18 protein-coding genes and 2 pseudogenes are annotated in these 26,792 nt (G+C 62.8%); 5 read left to right on the plus strand and 15 right to left on the minus strand.

Translation table 11 applies throughout. From position 1 onward, the window contains the following. Nucleotides 1–4,349 (minus strand): annotated as a pseudogene (locus tag H7C19_RS35905) (hypothetical protein); the annotation flags it as partial. A 215-nt stretch (nucleotides 4,350–4,564) separates the two neighbouring features. Between H7C19_RS35905 and H7C19_RS33725 the strand changes: the two are divergent. Further along, the gene (locus H7C19_RS33725; protein WP_185673479.1) at nucleotides 4,565–5,923 is read left to right on the plus strand and encodes an Nramp family divalent metal transporter; all 1,359 of its coding nucleotides are present in this window, start codon (nucleotides 4,565–4,567) and stop codon (nucleotides 5,921–5,923) included. Nucleotides 5,924–6,026: 103 nt separating this feature from the next. Here H7C19_RS33725 and H7C19_RS33730 read toward each other — a convergent pair whose 3' ends face one another. Beyond that, nucleotides 6,027–7,157, minus strand: a complete 1,131-nt coding sequence (locus H7C19_RS33730) for a glycosyltransferase family 4 protein (RefSeq protein WP_185673480.1) — start codon at nucleotides 7,155–7,157, stop codon at nucleotides 6,027–6,029. 235 nt (nucleotides 7,158–7,392) lie between these two features. Between H7C19_RS33730 and asd the strand changes: the two genes are divergently transcribed. Next, on the plus strand, nucleotides 7,393–8,196 hold the full coding sequence (gene asd / locus H7C19_RS33735) for an archaetidylserine decarboxylase (protein WP_185673481.1): 804 nt from the start codon (nucleotides 7,393–7,395) through the stop codon (nucleotides 8,194–8,196). Between the two features lie 87 nt (nucleotides 8,197–8,283). On the opposite strand, the gene H7C19_RS33740 is transcribed toward asd, so the two are convergent. Next, the gene (locus H7C19_RS33740; protein WP_185673482.1) at nucleotides 8,284–9,069 is read right to left on the minus strand and encodes a helix-turn-helix domain-containing protein; all 786 of its coding nucleotides are present in this window, start codon (nucleotides 9,067–9,069) and stop codon (nucleotides 8,284–8,286) included. After that, nucleotides 9,041–10,609, minus strand: a complete 1,569-nt coding sequence (gene pdxR / locus H7C19_RS33745) for a MocR-like pyridoxine biosynthesis transcription factor PdxR (RefSeq protein ID WP_185673483.1) — start codon at nucleotides 10,607–10,609, stop codon at nucleotides 9,041–9,043. Before pdxR ends, H7C19_RS33740 begins: the two co-directional genes overlap by 29 nt. 116 nt (nucleotides 10,610–10,725) lie before the next feature. Between pdxR and H7C19_RS33750 the strand changes: the two genes are divergently transcribed. Both H7C19_RS33750 and H7C19_RS33755 read left to right on the plus strand, forming a co-directional pair. Next, nucleotides 10,726–11,337: a pyridoxamine 5'-phosphate oxidase family protein gene (locus tag H7C19_RS33750; RefSeq protein ID WP_185673484.1), complete on the plus strand. Its 612-nt coding sequence runs from the start codon at nucleotides 10,726–10,728 to the stop codon at nucleotides 11,335–11,337. A 110-nt stretch (nucleotides 11,338–11,447) separates the two neighbouring features. Further along, the gene (locus H7C19_RS33755; protein ID WP_185673485.1) at nucleotides 11,448–12,071 is read left to right on the plus strand and encodes a flavin reductase family protein; all 624 of its coding nucleotides are present in this window, start codon (nucleotides 11,448–11,450) and stop codon (nucleotides 12,069–12,071) included. Nucleotides 12,072–12,273: 202 nt separating this feature from the next. Here the strand turns inward: H7C19_RS33755 and H7C19_RS33760 are convergent, their stop codons facing one another. The 6 genes from H7C19_RS33760 to H7C19_RS33785 all read right to left on the minus strand — a co-directional run bounded on the left by H7C19_RS33760 (nucleotide 12,274) and on the right by H7C19_RS33785 (nucleotide 19,434). Beyond that, the gene (locus H7C19_RS33760) at nucleotides 12,274–14,055 is read right to left on the minus strand and encodes a glycoside hydrolase family 2 protein (RefSeq protein ID WP_185673486.1); all 1,782 of its coding nucleotides are present in this window, start codon (nucleotides 14,053–14,055) and stop codon (nucleotides 12,274–12,276) included. Between the two features lie 29 nt (nucleotides 14,056–14,084). Continuing rightward, on the minus strand, nucleotides 14,085–15,140 hold the full coding sequence (locus H7C19_RS33765; protein WP_185673487.1) for an acyltransferase family protein: 1,056 nt from the start codon (nucleotides 15,138–15,140) through the stop codon (nucleotides 14,085–14,087). Continuing rightward, complete coding sequence (locus tag H7C19_RS33770; protein WP_185673496.1) at nucleotides 15,137–15,943, minus strand: carbohydrate ABC transporter permease; 807 nt, start codon at nucleotides 15,941–15,943, stop codon at nucleotides 15,137–15,139. The genes H7C19_RS33765 and H7C19_RS33770 overlap by 4 nt, the downstream gene beginning before the upstream one ends. Next, a complete protein-coding gene (locus H7C19_RS33775; protein ID WP_185673488.1) occupies nucleotides 15,943–16,833 on the minus strand; it encodes a carbohydrate ABC transporter permease in 891 nt (296 codons plus the stop codon). Before H7C19_RS33775 ends, H7C19_RS33770 begins: the two co-directional genes overlap by 1 nt. An 84-nt stretch (nucleotides 16,834–16,917) precedes the next feature. Further along, a complete protein-coding gene (locus H7C19_RS33780; RefSeq protein WP_246470203.1) occupies nucleotides 16,918–18,300 on the minus strand; it encodes an ABC transporter substrate-binding protein in 1,383 nt (460 codons plus the stop codon). A 186-nt stretch (nucleotides 18,301–18,486) separates the two neighbouring features. After that, nucleotides 18,487–19,434, minus strand: coding sequence for an ArsR/SmtB family transcription factor (locus H7C19_RS33785; RefSeq protein WP_185673489.1), 948 nt, complete (start codon nucleotides 19,432–19,434; stop codon nucleotides 18,487–18,489). 286 nt (nucleotides 19,435–19,720) lie between these two features. On the opposite strand from H7C19_RS33785, the gene H7C19_RS33790 reads away from it, so the two are divergent. Then, nucleotides 19,721–21,034, plus strand: a complete 1,314-nt coding sequence (locus tag H7C19_RS33790; RefSeq protein WP_185673490.1) for an aminotransferase class I/II-fold pyridoxal phosphate-dependent enzyme — start codon at nucleotides 19,721–19,723, stop codon at nucleotides 21,032–21,034. Between the two features lie 120 nt (nucleotides 21,035–21,154). Here the strand turns inward: H7C19_RS33790 and H7C19_RS33795 are convergent, their stop codons facing one another. The 5 genes and pseudogenes from H7C19_RS33795 to H7C19_RS33815 all read right to left on the minus strand — a co-directional run. Further along, nucleotides 21,155–22,729, minus strand: coding sequence for a sensor domain-containing diguanylate cyclase (locus tag H7C19_RS33795; protein WP_185673491.1), 1,575 nt, complete (start codon nucleotides 22,727–22,729; stop codon nucleotides 21,155–21,157). A 101-nt stretch (nucleotides 22,730–22,830) separates the two neighbouring features. Beyond that, complete coding sequence (locus H7C19_RS33800) at nucleotides 22,831–24,105, minus strand: ABC transporter permease (RefSeq protein WP_185673492.1); 1,275 nt, start codon at nucleotides 24,103–24,105, stop codon at nucleotides 22,831–22,833. Continuing rightward, nucleotides 24,098–24,868: an ABC transporter ATP-binding protein gene (locus H7C19_RS33805; protein ID WP_185673493.1), complete on the minus strand. Its 771-nt coding sequence runs from the start codon at nucleotides 24,866–24,868 to the stop codon at nucleotides 24,098–24,100. Before H7C19_RS33805 ends, H7C19_RS33800 begins: the two co-directional genes overlap by 8 nt. A 244-nt stretch (nucleotides 24,869–25,112) precedes the next feature. Next, a complete protein-coding gene (locus H7C19_RS33810) occupies nucleotides 25,113–26,321 on the minus strand; it encodes an S-layer homology domain-containing protein (RefSeq protein WP_185673494.1) in 1,209 nt (402 codons plus the stop codon). Nucleotides 26,322–26,516: 195 nt separating this feature from the next. Then, nucleotides 26,517–26,792: pseudogene (locus tag H7C19_RS33815) on the minus strand (hypothetical protein); the annotation flags it as partial.

Genomic DNA, 26,792 nt, shown 5'->3' on the forward strand with positions numbered 1-26,792 from the left:
TCCGCCAGCTTCGCCTCCGACACGCTGTCGTCCGCCAACTTCGCTTCGGTCACGTTACCATCCTTCAGCTTCGTCCCCGTCACCGTGCCGTCCGCCAGCTTCGCCTCCGTCACGCAGCCGTCCGCCAGCTTCGCCGCCGTCACGCTGCCGTCCGCCAGCTTCTCGGCCGTCACGTGGCCGTCCGCCAGCTTCGTCGACGTGACGTTGCCGTCCGCCAGCTTTGACGCCGTCACGCTGCTCTCGGCCAGCTTCGCCGTCGTCACGTGGCCGTCCGCCAGCTTCGCTTCCGTCACGCCGCCGTCGGCCAGCTTCGCTTCGGTGACGTGGCCGTCCGCCAGCTTCGCCTCGGTGACGCCGCCGTCCGCCAGCTTCGTCGTCGTCACGTTGCCGTCCGCCAGCTTCGCCTCCGTCACCGCGCCATCCGCCAGCTTTTCCGTCGTCACGTTGCCGTCCGCCAGCTTCTCCGTCGTCACGCCGCCGTCCGCCAGCTTCGCCTCGGTGACGCCGCCGTCCGTCAGCTTCTCCGTCGTCACGTTGCCGTCCGCCAGCTTCGCCACCGTCACGGCGCCATCGGCCAGCTTCGTCTCCGTCACGCCGCCGTCCGCCAGCTTCGCCTCTGTCACGGCGCCATCCGTCAGCTTATCACCCGTCACGTCGCCGTTCGCCAGCTTCTCGGCCGTCACGCTGCCGTCCGCCAGTTTCGCCGCGGTCACGGCGCCGTCCGCCAGCTTCGCCTCCGTCACGCCGCCGTCCGCCAGCTTCGCCGTCGTCACGTTGCCGTCGTTCAGCTTCGCGCTCGTGACGCTGCCGTCCGCCAGCTTCGCGGCAATCACGCTTCCCTCCGCGAGCTTCCCTGCGATGACGCTGCCTTCGGCCAGATGGCTCCGCCCGATCGCCCCATCCAGGATGTGCAGGCCGCCGACGCTGCTGAAGGCGAGCTTCTCCATCGTGACGGCTCCATGCGCCAGCTTCTCCGTCGTCACGCTCGCAGCGCCAAGCTTCTCGTCCGTAACGGCCCCATCTTCCAAATGCTCGCTGCCTACGCTGAACCATGCCAATTGAACGGCCGTTACGCTGCGCTCGGCCAACTTCTTCGTCGAGACGCTCCCATCCGCCAGCTTCCGACCCGCAACGCTACCGTCCGCCAGCCGGCTCTCCGTTACCGCGTTTTCCGCCAGCTGCGATACGCCTATCGCCCCATGCGCGAGCCGTTCCGAACCTATGTCGCTCACGGCCATGATCATCGCGTCCCGCAGTTCTTGCGCCAGATGCGTCGCTTCCACGGCGCCCGCCCGCAGGTGTTCGCCGTCGATCGAATCCGCCTGCAGTTGGAGACTGCCGACGCTCTCCGCGGCCAGCTTCGCCTCCGTAACGCTGCCGTCTGCCAGCTTCTCCGTAAGGACGCTGTCATCGGCCAGCTTCGCCGCCGTGACGCTCCCTGCGGTCAGATTCGCCGCGATTATGCTATTCGCCGCGAGCTTCTCTCTCGTTACGCTGCCGTTCGCCAGCTTCTCGGCCGTGACGCTGTCCGCCGCCAGCTCCGCCGCCGTGACGCTGTCCGCAGCGAGCTTCTCCGTCGTCACGCTGCCGTCCGCCAGTTTCTCCGCCGACACGATGCCGTCTGCGAGCACGTCTTCCGTCACGCTGAATGCCGCCAGCTTCGCCGTCGTCACGCTCCCGTCGGCTATCTTCATTACCGTCACGCTGCCGTCCGCCAGCTTCGCCTCGGTCACGCTGCCTAACGCCAGCTTCGCCCCCGTTACGCTGCCGTTCGCCAGCTTCTCGGCCGTCACGCTGGCTGCCGCGAGCTTCTCCTTCGTCACGCTGTCCGCCGCCAGCTTCTCCGCGAGGACGCTGCCTTCCGCCAGCTTGCTTGCCGTGATCGCGTTGTCCCGGACATGGACCGTCGTCACAGCCGAGGAATCCAGCCGTTCCGCGTCGACGCGGCTCTCCGCCGCGATCGCGATCTGGAGCAGGTCCGGCGCCAGATGACGGACCGAGACCGTGCCCTTGCGCAGATGCGTCCCTTGAACCGAATCCGGCTGCAGGTGCGGTTCGCCTACGCTTAACGGCTCCAGGTGGTCGCTGCCGATCAGCCTTCCGCCGAGCTTCTCTCTCGTGACGCTGCCGCTGGCGAGCTTCGAGCCGGACACCGCTCCGTCGGCCAGCGCGCGCTCCCCGACGCTCAACGGCTGCAAGTGAATGCTGCCGATGATCCCGGGAGTCAGCTTCGCTTCCGTTACGCTGCCGTCCGCCAGCTTCTCCTCGGTGACCGCCCGGTCGATCAGATTGTAGATCCCGACGCTATCCTCCGTCAGATGCGCCAAGGTGACCGAGCCCGCCGCCAGAATGTCGCCCGTCACCGAGTTCTGCGCTAACGATGCGTTCCCGACCGCTCCCGGCGCCAGCTTCGCCGCCGTCACGCTGCCGTCCGCCAGCTTCGTCGCGGTGACCGCCGCGTCGATCAACGCGTTCGCGCCGACGCTATCGTCAGTCAGGTGGCCGGCTTGCACGGAACGTTTGGCCAGCGCGTCGCTGCCTACCGCGCCGCCCTTCAGCGCTGCCGGGCCGATCGCGCCCTTTACGAGCTTCTCGGACGTGACGCTGGCATCCCCCAGCTTCGCGGACGTCACGGCGTGATCCATCAGCTTGTCGGTGGAGACGCACTCGGTCGCGAGCTTCTGAGAGGTGATGAGGTAGTCGGTCAGATGATGCGAGAAGACCGACCGGACCCCGAGCTGGCGTTCGCCTACCGAAGACTGTGCGAGCAATTCGGTCGTGATCGACGCCTCTTGAATCGCCGACGTCCCGACGGCGCCCGACGCCAACTTGGAGGCGTCGACGCTGCCGTCCGCCAATTTATCCGACGTGACGGCCTGATCCGCCAGCCTGGATGTTTGAACCGATTGCTCCCCAAGCCCGGCCGAGGTGACGGCGCCTTCAGCGAGATGCCGGGTCTCGACCGCTCCTTCAGCGAGATGGCCGGCGCGTACGGATGCTGGACTTAAATGCTCCGATTCGACGGATTGTTCGGCTAACTTGCTGCCCTTGACCGCCTGATCGGCTAGAGCCTCGGTCCCGACGGCGCTTGCTGCGAGCAGCTCGGCGGTAATGGCTTGCGGAGCGATATGCTTTCCCAGCAGCGTCCCCGAAGCGACATGATCGGCTAAAATCAGACCTTTCTTCAAATGCTCGGGCCCTATCGCGTCTAAGGCGATCTTATCGGGCACGACCGAACGGTCGCGAAGCTTGGAAGTCGTGACCGCTCCGTCCGAGAGCTTGGAGGTGTCCACGCTCTCGTGCGCCAGATTCTCCGTCCGGATCGCGCCGTTGCGAATCTTTTCCGACGTGATCGATTGGTCTTGCAGCAATTCGGGGGTAATGATGGACAAGCTCAGATGCTTGGGTTGAATCGATCCTTCGGCGAGCTTGTCGGCGCTGATGATGCGGTCGGCAAGCTTCTCCGACGAGATGCTGCCGTCTTTCAGCTTTTCGCCCGTAATGGAGCGATCGCGGATCTTCTGTCCGGAGATGGCATTCTTGGTCAGATGGTCGCCCGTGATCGATTCGGGCGCGATCTTCGCGGAAGTAACCGCTTGATCCGCCAACTTGATCGGCGTCACTGCATAGTCGGCGAGCGCGGGCGTCGTCACGGCGTCGTTCGCGAAATGCTGCGGATGCAGCGCGTAGGGCGCGAGCTTCTCGCGCACGATCGATTCGTCCGCCAGGTCGTCTGTGTAGACGAGCGGCTTCGGACCGCCGGCAGGCCCTTTTTTCTCCGTCAGCTTCTGGTACCGGGACAATTGGAAGAGCGCCTCTTCTTCTCTCGAAGCAGGCCGTTCCTGCTTTTCCTCTTCCCTTAAGACGGCAACCAGCGCGTCGGCCGCAGCCTCTTCATCGCGATCCAAGGATTCGACGACCACCACAATCTCCTGCGTCTGCGAGGAAGACGGCACTTGGATCACGTCGTTCTCCGCAACGCGAGGCGGCTCGGCTTCCGCAACCGGAAGCTTGGGTGACGCGAGCTGCGATCGGGGCTCCGAACTCACCGGCAGCTCTGTGGCAGCCGGCTTCGCGTTTGTCTGCGGCGCTTGCTTCCGCTTCGGCGCGAACGGCGGCTTCTCCGCGCCGGTCCTTTTGGCTCTCATGTCTTGGGGCTGTTTGATTTTTTCGGGCGCTGGCTGTTCTCCCGTCCGTTCTCCCACCGGCGAAGCCCCATGCAGCGCGATCGGCTTGTCTTCGCGTTCGGTCGTTTGTATGTCATCCAGCCATTTCAGTTCTTGATTGTTCGGATTATCGACGTAATAGAGCGGCCGGCGCGATTTTCGCGATTTGCTCGGTTTCTTCATGTCCATCTCCCTTCCCTGGGTGTAAACCTCCTGCATCATATGCATTCACCCATGGGCGCGTCACGGGAATCTACTGTGAAAAAATAGCGGTTTACATTTGGGTAGATCGAGCGTATATTAATACCAATAGAAAATTTGCACTGAGGCAACTTTATGTCTTGTACGCCAAACTTGTTGCCACGAACAACTCCAAGTGATAAAAAGAGGTGATTCCCATGCAAGAAAAACCGGTTGTCGCCGCAGACTATCGGAAAGGCTGGCGGCGCAATCCCCATACGCCATCGCTGCCGGAAGCCTACCGTTCGATGAAGATTCCGAAGAAGGGCTCGACGTTTCGCAAGTTTCTCGCTTTTGCCGGACCGGGCTATCTGGTCGCCGTCGGCTACATGGACCCGGGCAACTGGGCGACGGACCTTGCCGGCGGCTCCCAATTCGGTTATGCGCTGCTGTCCGTCATTTTGCTGTCCAATCTGATGGCGGTCGTCCTCCAAGCGCTGTCCGGCAAACTCGGTATCGTGACCGGTCGCGATCTGGCGCAGGCATGCCGGGATCACTATAGCAAGCCGGTCTCCTTCGGCCTGTGGGTACTCTGCGAACTGGCGATAGCGGCTTGCGATCTGGCCGAAGTCATCGGGGCGGCCATCGCGCTGAATCTGCTGTTCGGCATTCCGCTCGTGTACGGCGTGCTGCTCACCTCGTTTGACGTGCTGCTCATCCTCCTGCTGCAGAACAAAGGCTTCCGCTATATGGAGGCTTTCGTCATCTCGCTGATCGTCATCATCGGCCTCTGCTTCGCCGTCGTACTCGTCATGTCCCATCCGTCGATCGGCGGGATCGCGAAGGGCTTCGTGCCGAGCGGACAGATCATCACCAATCCCAGCATGCTCTATATCGCGATCGGCATTCTAGGCGCGACCGTCATGCCGCATAACCTGTACTTGCATTCGTCTATCGTGCAGACGCGCCAATACGAGCAGACGGAGCTGGGCAAGCGCCAAGCGATCCGCTTCGCGACCTGGGATTCCACCATTGCCTTGTGCTTCGCGCTCTTCATTAACGCGGCGATCCTCATCGTGGCCGCCGCTTCGTTCCATACGACGGGACACTCGGAAGTGGCGGAGATCGGCGAAGCCTATCGCCTGCTTACGCCCGTGCTCGGCACGACGATCGCGTCCGTGCTGTTCGGGGTCGCGCTGCTGGCCTCCGGACAGAATTCGACTTTGACCGGAACGCTGGCCGGCCAGATCGTCATGGAAGGCTTCCTGAACATGCGCATGAAGCCTTGGCTTCGCCGTTTGATCACCAGGCTGATCGCGATCGTCCCGGCCGTCATCGTGACCGCCCTGTACGGCGAGAAGGGGACGACCGATCTGCTGATCCTCAGCCAGGTCATCCTGTCTCTGCAGCTCTCCTTCGCCGTCGTGCCCCTGGTGAAGTTCACTTCCAACAAAGAAAAGATGGGACCGTTCGCGAACCGTCCTTGGCTAAAAGTGACCGCTTGGACGATCGCCGTCGTCATAATGGGCTTAAACGCTTATCTGTTGTACACGACCGTGTTCGGAAATCCGATCTAAGGGCGGCCCGATCCATCCGAAAAAGGCCATCCCGCGTAGCGCGGGATGGCCTTTTTCGGAGGAACACGCTTCTCCTGCTGCGAGAACAACCCGCGCTGGCGGCTTAACACCTCCTAAGCTTCAGCTCGTTCAGCCAACGCTCCGCCGTCTGCTCCCAGGTGAAGTGCCGAATCGCGCGCTCCCGTCCCCGCAAGCCCATCTCCTGACGCAGAGGTTCATCCTGCAGCAGGCGGATGACGGACGCCGCCATTCCCGCGGAGATGTCCGCGGGGTCGACCAGAAAGCCCGTTTCTCCGTCCGCGATGATCTCCTTCATACCTCCGACGCAGGTGGCGACGACCGGCAGGCCGGCTGCCATCGCTTCTACATTCACGAGGCCGAACGCCTCCCGCCGGACCGAAGGAACGACAGCCACGTCCGCCAGCGCGAACCAACGGGGAATCTCCGCGTGCGAGACGTACGGCACGAAGCGCACGTGCTTGCGCAGCGGATGCGCGAGCCGGCGCAGCCGACGGACGTAGGGCGTCTCCCGGTCCGAGCCGTAGAACGCGCTGCCGACGACGACCAGCATCGCCTCCGGCTCGGCGCGCACGACCTCCCGGAGCGCGGCCAGCAAGTGGTGGACGCCTTTCAACGGAATCAACCTGCCCACGAACAAGATGATGCGGCGCCCTTCGAGACCGCGAATCCGCTTTTCCTCGGCCGCATCCCAGCCCTGGAACCGTTCGGCCTCCACGCCGGGATAGACGATGCCGATCTTGCCTGCAGCGGAGGGCGCCCTGCGGAGCACGTCTTCCTCCAGATAATGGCTGTTGACCAATATGCGGTCCGCCGCCCGAACGCAAGCCCGCAACGTTTTCGGCTCTATCTCGAACGGCGAGATGAACGTATTGGAGTGCAGATGAAGCCATACTTGCGCTTGCGGGAATCGCCGCTTGAGCCGGAGCGCGTATCGGGGCCGGTTCTCGACTTCGATCACGTCGGGACGGAAGGCCGCCAGACGCCGGATCACCCGGGCGAGATAAGCCGATTTGTCCGCGCCGGGGAATCGTTCGCACGGGACGCCTCTCAGGCATCCCTGTGCGGGAAGCCCCCGGCCCGCCCGGCCGTAGATGCGTGCCCGGACATTCCCGGCAAGGTGCGGGACGAACTTCTCGACGACCCGCTCCACCGATCCTCCGCGGGGACTGGGAACCGGGTAAGCCCCGGGCGTGACGAATGCCGCTTTGATCATGGCTGCACCCCTTGCGCGAATGGTCTTCTCAGCATACACGTTCGCGGGAGGCGCCGGCACGGCAAGTACCCTCTTGCGGATGACTTGGGTACGTCGGTCCGGTAACGCGGCAGTTTCGCATATTGAACTTTTGTAGCCGATATGTCACACTTAGGGGCGACCGGGTAGGCACCGGCTGTAATGCGCCGCCTGCCCCTAACTATGGAAATATGAGGCAAAGGAGTGGCCAAACCGAATGGACCGTTGGCTGCTGCGCGCCATGACGGAATTGTCTTCGCGCAAATTCGTGTCCCGACTCACGGGACGTTTCGCCAAATCGTCCTTGAGCCGCCGATGGATCGCCCGATTCGCGGCCATGTACCGCATACCGGTCGAGGAAGCAGAGAAGCAACTGGAAGCGTACGGCTCGCTGAACGAATTTTTCACCCGTCGGTTGGCGCCCGGCCGCCGGCCGATCGACCCGTCGGCGGACGCGCTCGTGAGTCCCGTCGATGCCAAGATTACGGCCTGCGGCCCTATTCGGGACGGGCTGCTGCTGCAGGTGAAGGGACAAGACTACACCTTGAAGGAACTGTTGAACGGATCGCCTCGCGCCGGACAGTACCGGAACGGCTATTATTGGGTGCTGTACCTCAGCCCGACGGACTATCACCGGATCCATTCGCCTTGCGACGGCACGGTCGTCGAGACGGAGCATGTGCCGGGCCGCGTATACCCCGTCAACGAGTTCGGATTGACGAAGATGCGGCGGGTCCTCTCGCGCAACGAGCGGCTCGTGACGTACATCCGCCACGAGGGCGGAGAAGTCGCCGTCGTGAAGGTCGGCGCGTTGAACGTCAGCAGCATCCAGTATGTCGACCCGATGCCGAAGCTCCTGGCGCGCGGCCAGGAGCTCGCCTACTTCGAATTCGGCTCGACGGTCGTTCTGCTTGCGGAGGAGGACACCTGCGCGCCCCGGACCGATCTGAACACCGGCGACAGCGTGAAGATGGGCCAGCGTCTTGGCGCCCTCATCCGCACGGCCGAAGATCGGAATTAATCGAAGACGCCATTGCACGCATAGCTCAAGAGGCGCCCCCGGTCTCCCGACCGCAGGGGCGCCTCTTGGCCATGCGGCCCGCTCCGCCTATCGAATCTCAGACGGGCTCTTGCCCGTGTATTGCTTGAATTGACGGCTGAAGAAGAAGATATCGCGATAGCCGAGCGCATCCGCCACCTCGGTGACGTTCATCCCGGCGTGAATGAGCAGGTATTGGGCGCGCTCGATTCGGGTGCGGATCATATAGGTCTGCACGGAGGATCCGATCAATTCCTTGAACTTGATGGAGAAATATCGGGGCGACAGCCCCGCCCGCGCGGCCAGGTCGTCTACCCGGTGCGGGATGCCGGGATGCTGGCGGATGTAGTTCGCCACCTCGTGGATGCTCTCCGTCAGCTGATTGCTCGCCTTGCGCTCGATCGGCTCGTCCCGATCGTGGCGCAGCAATTGGATGACCAGCTGCTTCAGGATGAGCCGGGCTTCCTCTTCGGCCGCGAACGTCTCGACCAGGAACAGCCGTACATAGCGCGACAGCAGCTGCTCGAACTCGAACGGATCCGTCAGCACGCGATAAGGCTGCGGAATGAGCGTTACCGGCTCGGTGACGTCAAAGTGGATATACGTCAGGACGAGCGGCTTCTGCGGATTGTGCGTAGCGCTCGTATGGTCGCCCGGCCGGAACAGGAAGCAGCTCCCCTTGCCGACCGCGTACGGCTGGTCGTTCAGGAAGACTTCGCCTTCCCCGCTCCAGACGTAGAACAAATCATAGTTGGCGAGCGGCTTCTCGCGCTTCTGCCATTTCCATCCAGGCTCGCATACGATTTTGGCGAGCGCAGTCTTCAGTTCAAACGCGTCCGGCGCTGCATGAAGCATCGTCTTCGCTTCCCCTCTCCGCTATCCCCATCTCTTGAGCCTTGCAGTGGAGGCCCAGCGCCTCCGCGGCGCGCCGGATGCGGCGCAGCCCCTCCGCGATCTCCGGTTCGGCCAAGTGGGCGAAGCCGAAGACGACGGAGCGCTCGGAGCTCGTTCCCTCGGCGGCATATTCCGCCCCGTCTCCCCAACTTATCCCGGCCGCGCGGCATTGCCCGCGCAGCCGGTCGTACGCTTCCGGGCCGGCCTTCCAGCGCGCGTACAGCATGAGCCCCGCATCGGCCGGATAAACCTCGAACAGCGGGGACAGCTCCTCCGCGAGTCCGGCCCGGAGCCGTTCCTGCCGCTTGTGAAACAGTCGCCGCATCCGCCGCAGATGCCGGTCGTAGCCGCCGCTGGCCATCCATCCCGCCAGCGCCCGCTGCTCCGCGATGCCCTCCGGATACGGATCGTACAGCTGCTTCGCGCGGATGAAGGGCTCGCGCAAGAGACGCGGCAGCACCGCGTAACCGATCCGAATCTCCTGCCGCATCGAGCGCGAGAAGGACCCGACGTAGATGACCCGTTCCTCGCGATCCAGCGACTTCAGCGGCTCGATCGGGCGCCCTCCCCATCGGAAGTCGCTGTCGTAGTCGTCCTCGACGATCCAGGCGCCTTGGCGGGACGCCCACTGCAGCAGCGCGAGACGCCGTTCGAACGTCAGGACGGCGCCGGTCGGGAACTGCCGCGTCGGCGTGACGAACAGCATCCGGGCCTGCCAATCGCGCGGGACGATGCCCTGCCGGTCGACCGGTTCCGGCAGCAGCGCGGCGCCGCTCGCCAGGACCGCCCGCCGGATGCCCGGATAGCACGGATCCTCCGACACCGCGGTATCGCCTTCCTCTAGCAGCAGCTGCGACAACAGCGCGATCGCCTGCATCGAGCCGCCGGTGATGACGATGTCTTCGGCGCTGCAGGCGATCCCGCGTTCGCGTCCCAGTCTGCCCGCGATCGCGCGGCGGAGCTCCCGGCTGCCTTCGGTCACGAGCCGCTCGTCGGCTTCGTCCGGACCGAGCCGCCTCCACTGGGCGGCCACCGACGACTTCCACTCCATCCACGGGAACCACCGTTCGCCCATCCCCCGGGGAACGAAGGAGATCGGAGCCTTCTCGGTCCGGGTCGGAGCTGCCGCAGCCCGCCCGGCCTGGGCGCCGGCCTCCATCAACCGTCTTCCCCAAGCGGACAGCGCGGGACCGGCGTCCGCCGCGGATCCATCCGCCGGCCCGCCGGCGGGCTGCGCGTCCGTCCCGGGCGCTCCGCCCGCCACGAACGTGCCTTGACCGACGACGGAGCGCACGAAGCCTTCCGCCGCCAGCATCTCGTAGGCGACGCTCACGCTCCCCCGCGAGAGCCCGTACAGGTCGGCGAGCCGCCGGGTCGACGGGAGCCGCTCCCCTCGAGGCAGCGCGCCGCCGACGATGCTGTCTCGAATCGCCTGGTACAAAGCAAGGTGCTTGCTCCCGCAGGCGGCCAGCCGCGTGCCGTAGGGAACTTGAAAGGTCACTCCGCCGCCTCCTTCCGCATCAGTGGACTATTCATTTTAATGTAAATTGGATCTTTTCGCTTGTCAATCTCGGTCGTACACTTAGCGTCATACGATCGGCAGAGGAGAGAGGCGTCATGCGGAGAAAAGAGTTCCAAGTCGAAGACGAACAAGCCTGCGAAGCGTTCCTGGGCGAGCGCGACGACGGGGTATTGACGTTCCGGGGAGAAGACGGATGGCCCAAAGCCGTCCCTTTGAATTATGCGTACGCGGACGGAGCCGTCTACTTCCACGGCAGCAAGAAGGGCGAGAAGATGAGCGGACTCGCGGCAGACCCGCGCGCCGAGTTCGTCGTGTTTCAGGCGCACGCGTTTATCCCGTCCCACTTCTCGGATCCGTACCTGGCCTGTCCGGCCACGGTCTATTTCCGCTCCGTGCGGATCCGGGGGACGGTCGCCCAGGTGGAGGACCCCGAAGAGAAGGCGACGGCGCTCGCCGCCCTGCTCGCCAAGATGCAGCCGGAGGGCGGACATGCGCCGATCCGGGCGGACGATCCGAAGTATGCGTCCTCGCTCCGCGGGGTGTCGGTGCTGCGGCTCGATGCGCTGGAGATGAGCGGCAAGTTCAAATTCGGGCAGAACCTGAAGGATAAGATGCGCGGCAAAGTGATCGAGGGATTGGAAGAACGGAACCGGGAAGGCGATTCGGAGACGGTCGCGTTCATGCGGGCGTTCGCGCCCGGCGACTGAGTCATTTTGTTTCGATATCTTGCCGTCATATTCGGAAACGGTTATCGGCTTCGCTCTCCTGTGCTAGTATCGGTTGTGCAACAGCACGATCGATCGAGGAGCGGATCACGATGCATAAGACGATAAATCCGAATATTCTGTATTTCGGAACGCCGGTTGTACTCATCGGCACGCGGAACGAAGACGGCTCGAACAATCTGGCGCCCATGTCCTCTGCATGGTGGCTGAACGCGTCCTGCATGCTGGGCATGAGCAGCCGCTCGCAAACCGTGCAGAATCTGCTGCGCGAACGGGAATGCGTGCTTAACCTGCCTTCGGAGGCGCAAGTATCCGCTGTAGACAGATTGGCGCTGTTCACGGGCCGGAATCCCGTCCCCCCGACCAAGGCCGAGCGAGGCTACCGCTACGAACCCGACAAGTTCGGGATCGCGGATCTCGCTATCCAGCCTTCGGAGCTCGTCCGGGCGCCCCGCGTCGCGGAATGTCCGGTACAATTGGAGGCGACCGTCGCCCAGATTCACCCCTTCGAAGCACCCAGCAGCCTGGTCGCCATCGAAGTGAAGATCGAGCGCGTGCACATCGCGGAGGAGCTGCTGATGGACGGCGAAGAACACTACATCGATCCGGTGAAGTGGAAGCCGCTCATCATGAACTTCTGCCATTACTTCGGTTTGGGCGGCAAGGTGCATCCTTCCCGGCTGGCGTCCATCTTCGCGCCGCCCGCGCGCGACTGACCGTCCGCCTTTCGGGCCCTCCGCTCGCCGCATGTCCGATCGGGCAAGCGGCGAGCGGAAGGCGGTGACTGCGCCATATAAGCAAAGAGGGAGTCCCAGACTCCCTCTTCGATGTTTCACTCGCCGTATAAGCAAAGAGGGAGTCCCAGACTCCCTCTTACTTGCAAGGCGGCGAAACCGCCGACGCGCGTCGATCGTCCGCCTAGCGCTGCGGAACGACCGACGGCAGCTTGCCCTCGTTGATCTCCCGGATCGCCGAGAGCGGCACTTTCGGCCGGCGGTCGTACGTCAGGAGACCGTTGATCTCTTGCTCGACGTCCGTCAGCTGGGTGTAGCAGAAGCCCTGAATGACGGGCGACGCCAGCATCGGATGGACGACGTCGGCGAGCCGCTTCAGGAAGTCCTCGTCGTCGCTCGCGCCGGAGTAGCCCCAGCCTTCCCAGTCGCTTTTCTTGAACGAGATGCCCCCGAACTCCGTCATCAGGATCGGCTGCCCTTCGTACGGCACGCCCGGCACGAGCAGCCATCGGCCCGCCGGCTTCGCCGCAAGCGCCGCATCCTTGGTCGCATAGCGCTCCTGCAGCGTCTCGCGCCGCCACTCGTAATCGTGGATGGTGACGAGATCCGTCTTCATGTGCTCCCAGCCGTCGTTCGAGATGACCGGACGCATCGGGTCGAGCGACTTGGTCAGATGATAGAGCGCCAAAGCGTGCTGCTGCTGCTGCGGATCGACCAAAATATTCGTTACGCCCCAGCTCTCGTTGAGCGGCACCCAAGCGACGATGCACGGGTGATTGTAGTCGCGTTCGACCGCTTGCAACCATTCGCGGGTGATGCGCCCGGCATACGACTCGGTGAAATGGTACGCGTTCGCCATCTCGCCCCAGACGAGAAGTCCGAGCCGGTCCGCCCAATATAGGTAGCGGGGATCTTCGATCTTCTGGTGCTTGCGCGCGCCGTTGAACCCCATCTCCTTGGTCAGCTCGACGTCGCGCCGCAGGTCATCGTCGCTCGGCGCCGTCAGGAGACCCGTCGGGAAATAGCCTTGGTCGAGCACTAGCTTCATATAATAAGGACGATTGTTGAGCAGGACGACCCCGTCTTCGATCGAGATCTTGCGCATGCCGAAGTAGCTCTGGACCCGATCGACCGCCTGGCCATCCACGAGCAGCGTCAGCTCCAGGTCGTACAGATTCGGCCGCTCCGGGCTCCACCACCGGCCCAGACTATGATCGTTGAAGTCGTGGATGCCGATGGTCCGCTGCTCGGTTTCGCGCGCCACGCTGAACGTATCGGTGCAGACCGGCTCGCCCTGGAAGCTGACCGTCGCTTGCAGCCGCACTTCCGCTTTGCCCGCGATGCCGCCGAAGAAGAACTGCAGCTGGATCTCGTTGCGGTCGATGTCCGGCGTCAGCCGAATGCGCCCGATATGCGCGGCGGAGACCGGTTCCAGCCACACGCTTTGCCAGATCCCCGTCGTCCGCGTATAGAAGATGCTCGCGGACTTCTCCTCCCAAAATTGCTTGCCCCGGGGGAGCGTCACGTCCTTGCTGTAGTCCTCCGCTCTGACGGTAATGACGTTATCCCCTTCGGTCAGAACGTCCGTGATGTCGGCATGGAACGGCGTATGTCCGCCTTCATGGCTCGCGACCAGCCGGCCGTTCACCCAGACGCGCGCCTCGTAATCGACGGCGCCGAAGTGAAGCAGCAGCCGCTTGCCGGCATAGTCGGCCGGGACGGCGAAGACCCGGCGGTACCAGACGACGTCGTGGAACGACGGATCTCCGATGCCGCTCAGCTCGCTCTGGTAGCAGAACGGCACCTGAATCGCGCGGACGAACGGCGATCCGTCGCCTTCGTACCAGCGATCCCGTTCGCCTATGGCTTCGTCGTCGAACGCGAACCCCCATTCGCCGTTCAGGCTCATCCATTGTTCCCGCACAAACTGCGGTCGGGGATATTCTTCACGCCTATTTGCATTCATTGCTACCTACTCCTTTGCTCATCATGCTGTCATGCCGATTGCCGCGTCGTCGACGGCGCCCCTCCGGGCGCGCGCGGCGGTTTGGTGATGATCCAGACGCTGAAGCCCACGAGGGCGAGCAGCGCGATTGCAAGCCATAGCCCGTCCAGGGCGCTCACCATCAGACCTTGTTGATTGCTCTTCAAGGCGAAGATCAGAACGTTGCTCATAACCAAGAACCAGAGGACGTTCCTGCCCATCGCCGCGAGCGGCGCGAACGGGCGCGGATAGCGCTCCAGGAGCCTGGCCAGCAGATAGTACCCATACAGGATCAGCGCCGGCCCGATGATCCACCAGATCGACGGCGGGAACCGCTCGGGCAAGGCCGCGTTCGCCGACGTGAGCGTCTTCCACAGGAAAACGCCGGTCGCGAGAATCGCGCCCGCCAGCACCCGCCAATCCCAGACGATCCGGTAACGGGCGAAGAGCATGCCCGCCAAGTAGTACGGGAAGTACTGCAGAACCGGGAACGAAGCAAAGTCTCGCGTGCCGATCAGCGGGCCGAGCTGGGTGGCGTGAAATGCCCCGTACGGCAGATAGGTCGTCAGCAGCAGCAGGGCCGTCACGGCGACCGCCAGCCATTTCCGCTCGGCCAGCCGCTGCAGCGGCTTGAATAGAATCAGACCGAGGACCATCAGGTACGCGAACGAAGCGAGGAATTCCGACCAGCCCGGCATGTCCTGCAGGAGCAGAATCGGGCGGATATTGCCCCACTGCAGCACTCGCCCGTCGATGAAGAGCCGATAGGCGGTACCGGAGACGTAGAAGGCGATCAGCGTCTTGGCCGCCGTCAGGAGCATCCGGGGCGCCGCCGTCTGGAACGGCTTCGCGTAGTACGCGAGCTGAGACACGTACCCGAAGCTGAACACGAAGCCCGAGAACGTAATCAGGTTGATCGCGTCGATCCAACGCTGGCCGGCCGGGTAGACCGTCTGGTCGCTAAAAAATTGCAAGGTGTGGCAGTAGACCATGCCGAGCACCAGGAGACCTTTGAAGAGGTCGATCGCGCCTTCTCGCTTGCGAACCGCCGCAAGTTCGGCGCTCACCCTTTAATCCCCGACAGGCTGACGCCTTTGACGATCTGCCGTTCGAAGATGACGAACAACACGATGATCGGGAGCGAAGCGATCGCGTTGATGACCATCGGCTTCACGTAATCTTCGGTATATTGATTCATGAGCGTCGGGATCCCCATCGGCAGCGTGAAGAACCGGTCGTCCGTGACGGACAGGAACGGCCACAGGAAGTTGTTCCAGGATCCGACGAAAGTCAGAATCGCCATCGAAGCGAGCGCCGGCCGGGTGAGCGGAATCATGATGCTCGTGAAGATCCGCCAGGTGCCGCCTCCGTCGATCTGCACCGATTCGAGCAGGTCGTTCGGCACGCCGTCGAAGAAGCTTTTGAGCACGATGACCGCCATCGGGGAAGCGAGCGCCGGGAAGATCAGGCCTTGATACGAGTTCAAGATCCCCATGTCCTTCACGACTTGATAGAGCGGGATGATGACGGCTTCGCCGGGGATTAGGAGACCGCTCAGAACGACGAAGAAGACGAGCGACTTGTAGCGGAACGGCAGCTTCGACATGACGAACCCCGCCATCGCCGCAAAGACGACCGTGAGGAGCGTCACGCAGATCGCGACGAAGAAGCTGTTCCAGATCCAGTTCGTCAGCTTGGTCGTGCTGATGATCTCGTTATACACGGCGAACGAGTATGGCGGCGTAAACCAGTCGAGAAGCGACGTGATCTTCATGCCCTCTTTCTTGACCGAGACGACCAGCATCCAGATTAGAGGGGTCACGAACAGCAGCGCGGCGAAGAGAGAGACGATCCGGTAGAACCATTTCATCACGCGTTCGCCTCCTTCCGATTGTTGAGCCAATACTGCAGAGCCGACAGGACGAGCAGAATGACGAACAGCATATAGGACATCGTCGCGGCATAGCCCAGGTCGTTCTTGCGGAAGCCGGCCTGGAAAATGTACTGGATGACCGGCCGCGTCTTGTCGAGCGGTCCGCCGCCCGTAATGATGTAGATCTGCATGAATACTTTGAAGGAGCCGATGATCTGCAGCATCGTGATCGTCTTGGTGATCGGCTTCAGATACGGCAGCGTGATCGACCAGAACATCTGGCTGGACGACGCGCCGTCCAGCTTCGCCGCTTCGAAGATGTCATCCGGAATATCCTGCATGGCCGACAGGTAGAGGATGAAGTTGAAGCCCACCGTCCACCAGAGCGTGATGAGGGTCAGCGCAATCCAGGACAGGCCGAGCTCCGTCAGCCAGAATACTTCCTGATCCGCGGGCAGCAGGTGAATAAGATGCAGCAGCGAATTCAAGAATCCGGTATAGGGCTGGAATATAAACAGTCCGAGGAAGGATACGACCGCAACGGAGAGCACGCTCGGCAAGAAAAAGACGCTGCGGTAAAACTTCTGCAGACGCGATTGTCGATTGGCGATTAGCGCAAGCACGATGGCGAGTACGATCATCGTCGGCGTCGTCAGAATGACGAACAGCGTCGAATGCCAGACCGCCGCCCAGAACTCCTGGTCTTGGAACATCCGGGTATAGTTGTCCCAGCCGAGATACTTCATCTTTTTGATCAGCGTCCATTTGTAGAAGGTCATCTCGACGCCTTTGATCATCGGCCAGATCGTAAACAGGACATACACGAGCAGGAAAGGTAGGAGGAACAGCAACGCTTGCACGTCCGCCCTCATTTTGCTGATTCTCATATGCGCCTCACCTCTGCCTTAGTCGCCCCGCGAGCTTGCGGCCGGGAGGCCGCAAGCTCGCGGGAACGGTATCAACGCGCCGTATTACTCGTCTAGCAGCTTCTGGTAAGCGGGCTGCATCTTCGCCATGGCATCGGCCGGCGTCATCTTGCCCGCCCACACTTCGTTCAGGAATTTGAACGAGACGTTATCGCGAAGCTGCCAGTTCTTGGTGGACGGCTTGCTGAACTTGACCGTGCCGGCGACGGAAGCGTAGTCGCTGCGGTTCGGAAGGGCTTTGAACTCGGCGCTCTCGATGACGGAAGGCTTCGACGGGATATGGCCGGCCTTCGCCCAGATGGCGCCGTTGTCGGCGAGATAGTTCGCGAACACGATCGCCGCCTTGCGCTTCGTCTCGTCCTCTTTCTTCGTGACCGGGAGGATGATCGTATGCGAATCGCCCCAAGTCGCTTCTTGATCGTATATCTTCGGAATCGGCATCGCGCCGAATTCGAGGCCTTTGGTCGACTCCCAGGTGCCAGTCGCCCAGACGCCTGTCATCATAATCGCGGCCGTGCCGCTCTGGAAGTTCTTGTAGAAGTCCGGATCGTTCTTCTTGATATAGCCGTTCGTGTAGAGGTCTTGAATATATTGGGCGGCTTTGGCGCCTTTGTCCGCGTCGAGCGCGGCCGTCTTCAGATCGTCGGCGATCACGTCGTTGCCGCCGAGTTGGGAATACAGGGCCCACCAGAGACGGTAAGGATCGTCGTTCGAATTGGAGAGCGCGAACGGCGTGACGTTCTTCGGGAGCTTGTCCTTCAGCGCGGTCAGGAACTTCACGAAGCCGTCGGCGGATTGCTCGAGGACCGGCTTGCCATCCTCGCCGAGCAGTCCGGCATCCTTCAGCAGCTTCTTGTTGTAGTACATGATGAACGGGTGCGTATCGATCGGCACCGCGTAATGAACGCCGTCCACGACGGTCGCGTTCAGCAGGTTCGGGTTAAAGGAGTTCCAGTCTACGCCGGTGGCCGAAGCGACTTCGTCCAGGCCGCTCACGACCCCTTGATCGATCAGATCGGGGAGACGGGAAGTGTGGGAGATGCCGACGTCGGGACCGTTGCCGTTGCCGACGGCCGTGATCAACTTGGTGTAGTACTCGCCCCATTCGAGCTTCGTATTCTTCACTTGAATGTTGGGGTGCGTTTTGTTGAATTGATCGATCATGGCCTGCATGTTGTCGCCGTCGCCGCCGCTGAACAGCGTCCAGAAGCTCAGGTCGACCTTCTTGCCGCCCGTCGGGTCGTCGGAGACGGCCCCCGAGGCCGAAGCAGAAGCCGATGCGGACGCCGACGACGAAGGCGATGCCGATCCCTCGTCTCCTTTGTTGCCGTCGTTGCCGCCATTCCCGCCGTTGCCGCCGCTGCAGGCGCTGAGCATCATCGTCAGAGAAAGCGCGGACGCGAGCATCATCCCATACCTTTTTTGCATCTTTTTTCCTCCCCCGTGTGATTCTTGCTAAGATAGGTACATAACAACAATTTTGGTTTATTACCGTTTTCGTGTACCTATGAGCCCATATTATCTTCGATTCGGGGTATTGTCAAGCGCTTTCATCTAATAAAATTGTAATGATTAAAACGGGAAAGGCCACATCCCGCCCTTCCCGCCTTCGATCTAAGCCAAGTTTTCGCCCGGCATCGCGTACTGGATCTTCATCTTGATGTCCTGCTCGTAATCGCCGAAGCTGCGGCCGAACAGATTGACGCCGCCCTTGTGCACCGCGTCCGGCCCGACGCCGACCCGCAGCCTCAGATTCGGCCGCTGCAGCAGCTGAAGCTGGTCGACCGTCACGTCCGATACCTTCTTCATATCCAGCGTGGTCCGTTCGCGGTCGATCCGCCACGTCTTCAACAGCCCGTATTGGGTCGTCCAATCGGTCCACCAGGGCGGGTTCAGCTTGCCCCGCCGGTCCCCGAAGTCGCCGGGGCTCGTCCACATGCCGATCTCCACGCCGTTCAGCCACACCGAGATGTCGGAAGGCCAGTCGTTATCGTAATTCGGCGCTTCGGAGCACATCTCCATCGAGAATTCGACCGAACCGATCTGCGCCGCCTGCGGAATCTCGAGCGGGAACAGATACTCCAGGTAGCCCTTGCGGAACCAGATGATCTGCGCTCCGACATGCTTCGGGTGGTAGAAGCTGGCCGGCTCGTCCTCCAGGATGATCATGCCGTCGCGATCCGCCATGCCGCATGTCGGATGCACTTCGCAATCGCTGTAGTGGCCGATCGGCATCTCCATCTCGTACACGTTGGTCGGGCGCTTGGCCACGCTCTCGTAGATGTTGTTCAGCGCCATATGAATGTCGTCGTAGCTGCGGCTGCAGACCTTCATGGCGCCTCGCACGGCCGGCAGCAGCTCGGTCGTGATGAGCCCCGCGCCTTCCAGCACCTTGACGTTGGAGGCGACGGTGGACACCGGGAGGCTCAGCGCCTCGGCGATCTCCACGATATTCATGCTGCGCGTATTCAGCAGCCGCAGCATGTCCACCCGCGACCGCGTAGACAGCGCGTGCGCGACGGTGATAAGCTTCTCCGGTTCGTTGATGTGAAGTTCCAGCATGGGGCACCTCGTTTTCTTAAAATGCATGTCAATTAATTACAATAATTATACGACAAACCACTTATATAATCAATATTTATGTATTAAATCAATTTTTATAAAACAATATAAAGTCTCCATATACAACATCGCGCCGCCGTCAGCTCCGGACGGGGATGTTAAAAACCGCCGATCTCCCCTATTTTCGGTGACGCTGCCCCCGCAATGGTGTATAATATCACCTAATGAATATTTGGCGGGCTCCCGGGCTGCCGGGAACATTGACCACGTGGAAGGATGAACTTCGATGAATCCCCTCGCTCAGCAGTTAAACGACGTTATCGCCCGAGAACAGCCGCGCTTCGCCGAGATGCTCTCCAAGCTCGGTCAAGCCATCTATTTCCCGAAGGTCGGCATCTTGAGCCAATCCGCCGAAGCGAAGCAGAAGGCGAACGTCTACAACGCGACGATCGGCATCGCGACCGAGAACGGTCAGCCGATGCACCTGAAGGTCATTCAAGACAAATTGTCCGCATTCGCGCCCAAGGACATTTACGAATATGCGCCGCCTGCCGGCAAGCCGGAGCTTCGCTCGGTATGGCGGGAGAAGATGCTGAAGGAGAATCCTTCGCTCGCAAACAAAACGTTCAGCCAGCCGGTCGCGACCAACGCGCTGACGCACGGCCTCAGCATCGTCGCCGACCTGTTCGCGGACGCCGGCGACGCCGTCGTCATCCCGGACAAGAATTGGGAGAACTACGAGCTGACCTTCGGCGTTCGCCGGGGAGCGGAGATCGTCGAATACCCGCTGTACGACGGGGACAACCGCTTCAACGCGGCCGGCCTGCGCGACGCCCTCCTCGCGCAGAAGGACAAAGGCAAAGCGATCGTGCTGCTGAACTTCCCGAACAACCCGACGGGCTATACTCCCGGCGTCGAAGAGGGCCAAGCGATCATCGCGGCCATCAAAGACGCGGCGGATGCCGGCATTAACGTGGTTGCCGTCACGGACGACGCGTACTTCGCCCTCTTCTTCGAGGACTCGCTTCAAGAGTCGCTGTTCGGCGGTTTGTGCGGCCTGCACGAGCGCGTGCTGCCGATCAAGGTCGACGGCGCCACGAAGGAAGAGTATGTCTGGGGCTTCCGCGTCGGGTTCATCACCTACGGCGGCGCTTCCGAAGCTTGCCTCGCCGCGTTGGAGCAGAAGACGATCGGCATCATCCGCGCCACCATCTCGAGCGGACCGCATCCGTCGCAGACGTTCGTGCTGGACGCGCTGAAGTCGCCGGATTTCGAGTCGCAGAAGGCCGAGAAGTACGCGATCATGAAAGGCCGGGCGAACAAGGTGAAGCAGCTGCTCGACAGCGGCAAGTACGGCGACGATTGGTCGTACTACCCCTTCAACTCCGGCTACTTCATGTGCTTGAAGCTGACGGGCGTGGACGCCGACGCGGTTCGCCTCCGCTTGCTCGACGCTTATGGCGTCGGCACGATCGCGCTCGGTTCGACCGATCTGCGCGTCGCCTTCTCCTGCATCGAGGAGCCGCTGCTCGAAGACTTGTTCGACCGTATTCACCAGGCGGTGCTCGACGTGAAGTCGGGTGCGGCCGGCGCCAACTGATCATCGACGCGGCCGCCTATCGGCCGGCTCGCGTTCCGAAAACAAGGATATCCCCGGCGGGAGCGCCGCCGGGGATATCCTTGTTTTTCGTTATAGGCGCCTGCGGCTCCCCGTTCGGCCCTATCCGGCCGATCCGCTCGTCTCGGCGACGGACGCGGAAGGTTGATACAGCCGATAGCGGTTGCGCCCTTGCTGCTTGGCCTGATACATCGCCACGTCGGCGGCATGGATCAGCGAGACGGGATCCGCCGCATGCGTCGGCCACAGCGAGATGCCGATGCTGACGGTGACCGGCGAACCGGCTTGGACCGCCCCGCCCTCTCCCGTCAGCCCGGCGAGCAGATCATGGGCGATCGCCTCCGCCGCCCCCGCTTCCGCCGCTCCCGGCAGCAAGACGGCGAATTCGTCGCCGCCGATCCGGCAGATCTGACCGGGCGCGGGTACGCACGCGCGCATGATGCCCGCGATGTGACGGAGAAATTCATCGCCCGCGAGATGACCGTGAACGTCGTTCACTTCCTTGAAGTGATCCAAGTCCAGGATGAGGAGCGCGCCGCGCTCCGGTCCGTTCAACAGCGCGCGCATCGCTTCCTGGAACTGGAGTCGATTGCCCAGGCCCGTCAGCGGATCGTGATAAGCGAGGTACACGATCTCCTCTTCCGCTTTTTTCCGCTCCGTAATATCCTGCAGCACGACATAGGAGAGCCGCTCGCCTTCCGCGAACAGCTCGTTGACCTGGGCGCTCACCCGTTTGCGTTCGCCGCGTCCGCCGACGATCTCCACTTCCCCTTGGGCGGAGCCGTTGGCCGCCTGGGGAAGCGACTCCCCTTCCGCCAGGAATGTGTCCAAGGACTGCCCGCGCATCTGCTCCGCCGTATAGCCGAACAAGAGCAGAACCATCGGATTCGCCTCGCGAACGATGCTCCGGCTGTCGATCAGCAGCACGCCGAACGGCGACAGGTCGAACAATACCCGGTACTTCTCCATGAGCGACGGCATAAAACCGTAATGGAGCATGGCCCGGCGAATGAAGAAGCCGAACAGTAGCAGCGCAAATAAGGGGGCGGGCGGCTCATCCGCGATGCGATAGGCGTCCGTCCGCACGACGACCGAGACGATCAGCATCCAAGCGCCGCCGAACAAGAGGGCGAGCCCGACTTGAAGCAGCTGGATCCGCGGCGGATGATCCTGGGGTTGATCCCGGAGCCGTCGCCAGCCCTGCACCCACCTCGCGCCGCTGTAGACGGCGCAGATCGCCGTAACCGCCAGCATGAGGACGTACGCGCCTTCGCCGGACCCGCTAGCGCCGCCGGACGGCGATCCGAGCCCGAAGTAGGAAGGATAGGCGAGCAGAAGCGCTGCGGCCGCGGGAGGGGCGGCCAGACACAGATCCAGGTTGCTGAAGGACGGCGCCGCGACCCGCGCGGTCAACTGGCGGATGAACAGCATCGTCACCCCGTTAAGGACGATGGCGGGCAGCAGCTCGAACCAGGTGACGAAGGCGCCCACATGCTCGGTCGGCAGCGTCTGGTCCAGCAAGGCGCCGCTGAAGAGCAGCGCCATCAGCCCGAACATGGCCGAGGCAGTCCGGTTCAAAGGATGCCGAGGGTTGCGCTGGTAGACTTCGCAGGCGAGCCAGCCGAGCATGGCGCACGGGATCACGTGCAGGGCGATATAAACCATATGTACGCCCATGAACATTCCTCCCGCACCCCTCAAAATTAGTCATTTAGAACTATTCTCTACACAGGACGTTTTTCCTGCATCGAAATGCCTGCAATTGTTAATTTTGCTCGTTACGCATCGTCCTCGTCATCCTCGTCCGGCTTGGCCACCCGCCTAGGCAGAAGCCATCCGGTCCAGAGGAGGCCGGCCGCCAGCGCCAGAAGCCAGAGCGAGGCGTCGAACGGCCGCGACGGCACCGCGGCGATCAGCCACAGCAGCACGGCGGCCGCGACGCCGGCCATGCGCACGGCGGCCGCCGCGGCTAACCGGCGGCCCTCCGGCGGCAGCGGCACGACCGACGCGTGCTCCGCGAATCGGATGCGTCCGAGCTCCGTGAGCTGCAGCCCGCCCACCGCGACGGCGATCGCGTAAGCGATCATGTCGACGGACGGCTGCTTGGCGAACGCCAGGATGACGGCCAGCACCGCATTCCAGCGCCAGAATGCGCCGAACGCTTCGCCGCGCAGCATCGTCTTGACGTATAGATAATGCCAGGCATAACGGCGGGTGCGCGGCAGCCGGTCGCCGATCCAGGCGATCCAGGCGCGGCGGGCGGGCGACGGCGATTCGTTCGGCACGTCGACGAACCAACCGAGGAAGCCCTTCCAGCGGCGACGCGCCCCTTGCTCTTCGGCGATCACCCGGTCCCAGGGCAGCGCGTGCCTGGCAGCCAACAAGCTTGCGGCGCTGACGAGGGCCGCCGCGAGGACCGCGAACGGCAGCGACAGCGCGAGCGCCTTCGTCAGCAGCGCCCAGGCGGCTAGCGCGGTGACCGCCCAGCGCGCGCCGCGCAGCCAGAAGCGCCAAGCTGCCGAAGCGCAGCGGCGCTCGCCCCAAGCGGCGTAGGCGTTCCAGCCGCCGAGCAGCGCGAACGACAGCGCGAGCGCGATCCAGCCCGCGGTGCCGGCGGGCGCCGCGTCAGCCGTCACCGGCGCGCGGACGTACAGCGGCGCGAAGACGGCGAACACCGCCAGCGCGCGCAGCCCGCCGGCGATGCCGGCCCTCCGCACGGAAGGCCGGAGCACGTCCGACAGCAGCGCGCGCTCGACGGGCAGCAGGTAGACGGTATCGGCGGGCTCCATGTAGGTTCGAAGCGGCGCGTAGACGCTCGCCAAAGCCAGCGCCGCGGTGCCCACGATATCGGCCGGCCAAGCCGTCGGCATCTTGGACAACAAGCCCGCGTACCAGGCGAGCAGCGTGATGCCGATGGCCGACAGGACGAGGGCGAACCCGCTCTGGAAGACGTAGCGGACGTAGGGCAGCACCTCCCCGCGGAAAGCCGCCGCCCGTCCGCTGCGCCATTCGCGGAGCTTCGCGTTCCGCGGCGGACGGGAAGGGTTAGCCAACGGGGCGGCCTCCTTCCTCGGCGGCCAACACGAGCGCCTCGAAGGCGTCGTCCAGCGTCGCTTCGGTCGGGGCGGCGTAGCCCGCGGCCGCCTTCACCTCGCCCGGCGTCCCTAGCGCGACGATCCGCCCCTGGTGCAGGACGACGAGACGATCGGCCCGGCGCTCGAGCGCAGGAAGAATATGGGAGCTGAGCAGGATCGCGGTACCGGCGGCGCGCGCGTCTTCCAGCGCGCCGATCAGCGCCCGCGTCGCGAGCGGATCCAGCCCGAGGAAGGGCTCGTCGATGATGAGCAGCGGAGGCGAGACGAGCAGCGCGTTCATCAGCATCACCTTCTGCCTCATTCCCTTGGACAGCGTGCCCGGCAGCGCGCCCATCGCGTGCGACATCCGGAACGTCTCCGCGAGCTTCCGCGTCTTGCGCTCCGCCTCGGCAGGGTCCAGTCCGTAGGCCATCTCGGTCCATCGCAGATGCTCCGCGACCGTCAGATTCGGGAAAAGCGACGGCTGCTCCGGCACGTAAGCGCAGGAAGCGCGAAAGCGGTCCCGATCCTCCTCCAGCTTGACGCCCGCCACGCGCACTTCCCCGGCGTGCGGCAGCATCAAGCCGAGCACGTGCTTAATCGCGGTGCTCTTGCCCGCGCCGTTCAGGCCGATCAGGCCGACCATCTCGCCCGGCAGGATCTCGAAGCTGATATCGTGCAGCACCGGCTTGCGGGTGCTGTAACCGCCGGTCAACCGGCGAATCTCCAATGCAGGCGTCATTGCGGCGATCCCGCCTCCTCATCGTGGCTTGTCATCCTTTCATTATAAACGAGGGCCGCACACGGCACAAAAAAGGAGCGTCGCCGCAATAAATCGAATCCCGCAGCCCTGAACCCGACCTTCCTGGCGCGATCGCCAAACCAAAAAACGCCTCCGGGCCGCATAGGAATGGCCGGAGACGTCTGGATGCCAAGCTTTCGTTATTCGGTTGGCTGATTAAAGACTTGCCGCGCAAGACTTAAGCTTAGGACAGAATCTGCACTTTCGTCACGACGTTGTTCACGATCGTCACCGTCACGTTCTTGTTCGTCGTCAGCGCGCCGTCCGCGATCACCAGCGAGTCGCTGACTTTATAGGTCGTCGTCACGGTCGCGTTGTTCACGATCTTCGCCAGCTTGATCGTGTCGATCTTGTTCGCCGCGTACGTAATCTCGGTCAGCGTGCCGGTATCCGTCGTTTGGACGGGCGCATCGACCGCTTTGGTCACCTCGATGAAGACGGCTTTGCCGTTGTACGTGCGGATCAGCGCCTCGTCGCCTTGCTGAATGGCGGAAGGCGAAGCTTTGACATCCTTGCGGAAGACGAACACGCCAGCGTCAAGCGGGATCGTATACGTCGTGCCGTCGGCTTTTTTCACCGAGAGGTTCCCGTTCGATACGCTCTGCACCGTGCCGACGATCGCCGTGTTCCCGTTCTCCGGCAGCTGTCCGTCGGCCCGGTCCAGCAGCGCGGCCAGCTCCGCCCGGGTGACCGGCTTGTTCGGTTGGAACGTGCGATCGCTGTAACCGGTGATGAGCCCTTTCTCGACGGCCACCGCGACATAACCGACGGAGCCCGCCGGAATCTGGTTCGCGTCGCGGAACGGCAGAACCGTATCCATCTTCTTCTTCGCTTCGCCGTCCAGCTTCAGCGCCTTCACGAGCAGGATGGACGCCCAGAGACGGTCTGCCGGCTTCTCCGGCTGCACCGACGTGTCGTTCTCGGAGAAGAGGTCGTTCTCCAAGGCGACTTGGAGATAGCCGATCGCCCAAGGGTACTTCTTCTGAATCTCCTTGAAGTCCTTGAAGTTCAGCTTGGCGTTCATGTTCTCCGGCTTCTCCGCCTCTTCCTTCAGGCCGAGCAGGCGAACGGCGGCGACCAGCGCCTCGATGCGCTTGATCTTCTCCTTCGGCTTGAAGCTGCCGTCCTCGTAGCCGTTGAATACTTGCTGGGACGCCAGGCGGATGATGTGCTCGTAAGCCCATTTCCATTCCTTTTCGTCCACGTCGTGGAAGTTGAGATTCAGCTCGATCTTGGACTTGCCTTTGTTCTTGTCCTTGTCGTCGTGATCCTCTTTATGCTTGGCGCTTGCATCCGCGTATACGCCGGACAAGCTGCCGGCCAATACGCCGATCGCAAGGGTAGCTGCCGTCGATTTGCGCAAGAGCGAGAATTTGCTGTTCGTGTTCGTCATAAGATGATGGACACTCCTTCTCCCTGGGTTTGACGGTCTGAACCGTGTGCCCATAACATTCGGAAGCCCGGTGCGAGATTGGCAGGGTCTCCGGGGAAATTGAGACCGAAGACGCAGAAAAGACCCAGATCCGCCGGCCGAAACCGGGCGAATCAGGGTCTTGGGACTTGCCTAGCTGCGTTCATGCGTCGCGCTTCAAGGCGTCGTATCCGGCCGATTGACGTTCTGCTTTTCCTTCAGCCAGCGGGGCGCGCCTTTGTTCTTGCGGTCCCGGTCGCGGTCCGCTTTGATCTTGGCCGCCCGGGAAGGCTTGGGCGCGGGCGGCTTGGATGCCCGCGGCTTCGACGCCGCCCTGCCGCCTGCCGGCCGCTCCCCGGCTTCGGCTGCGCCTCCCGGCGCGGAAGCCGCGGTGATCTGCGCCGGCGACCGGCGCTGCGGCTTCGCGGCAGAGGCCGGCTCGCCGCCCGGGCG

It is taken from the genome of Cohnella nanjingensis (assembly GCF_014212125.1).
Lineage (GTDB): Bacteria > Bacillota > Bacilli > Paenibacillales > Paenibacillaceae > Cohnella > Cohnella nanjingensis.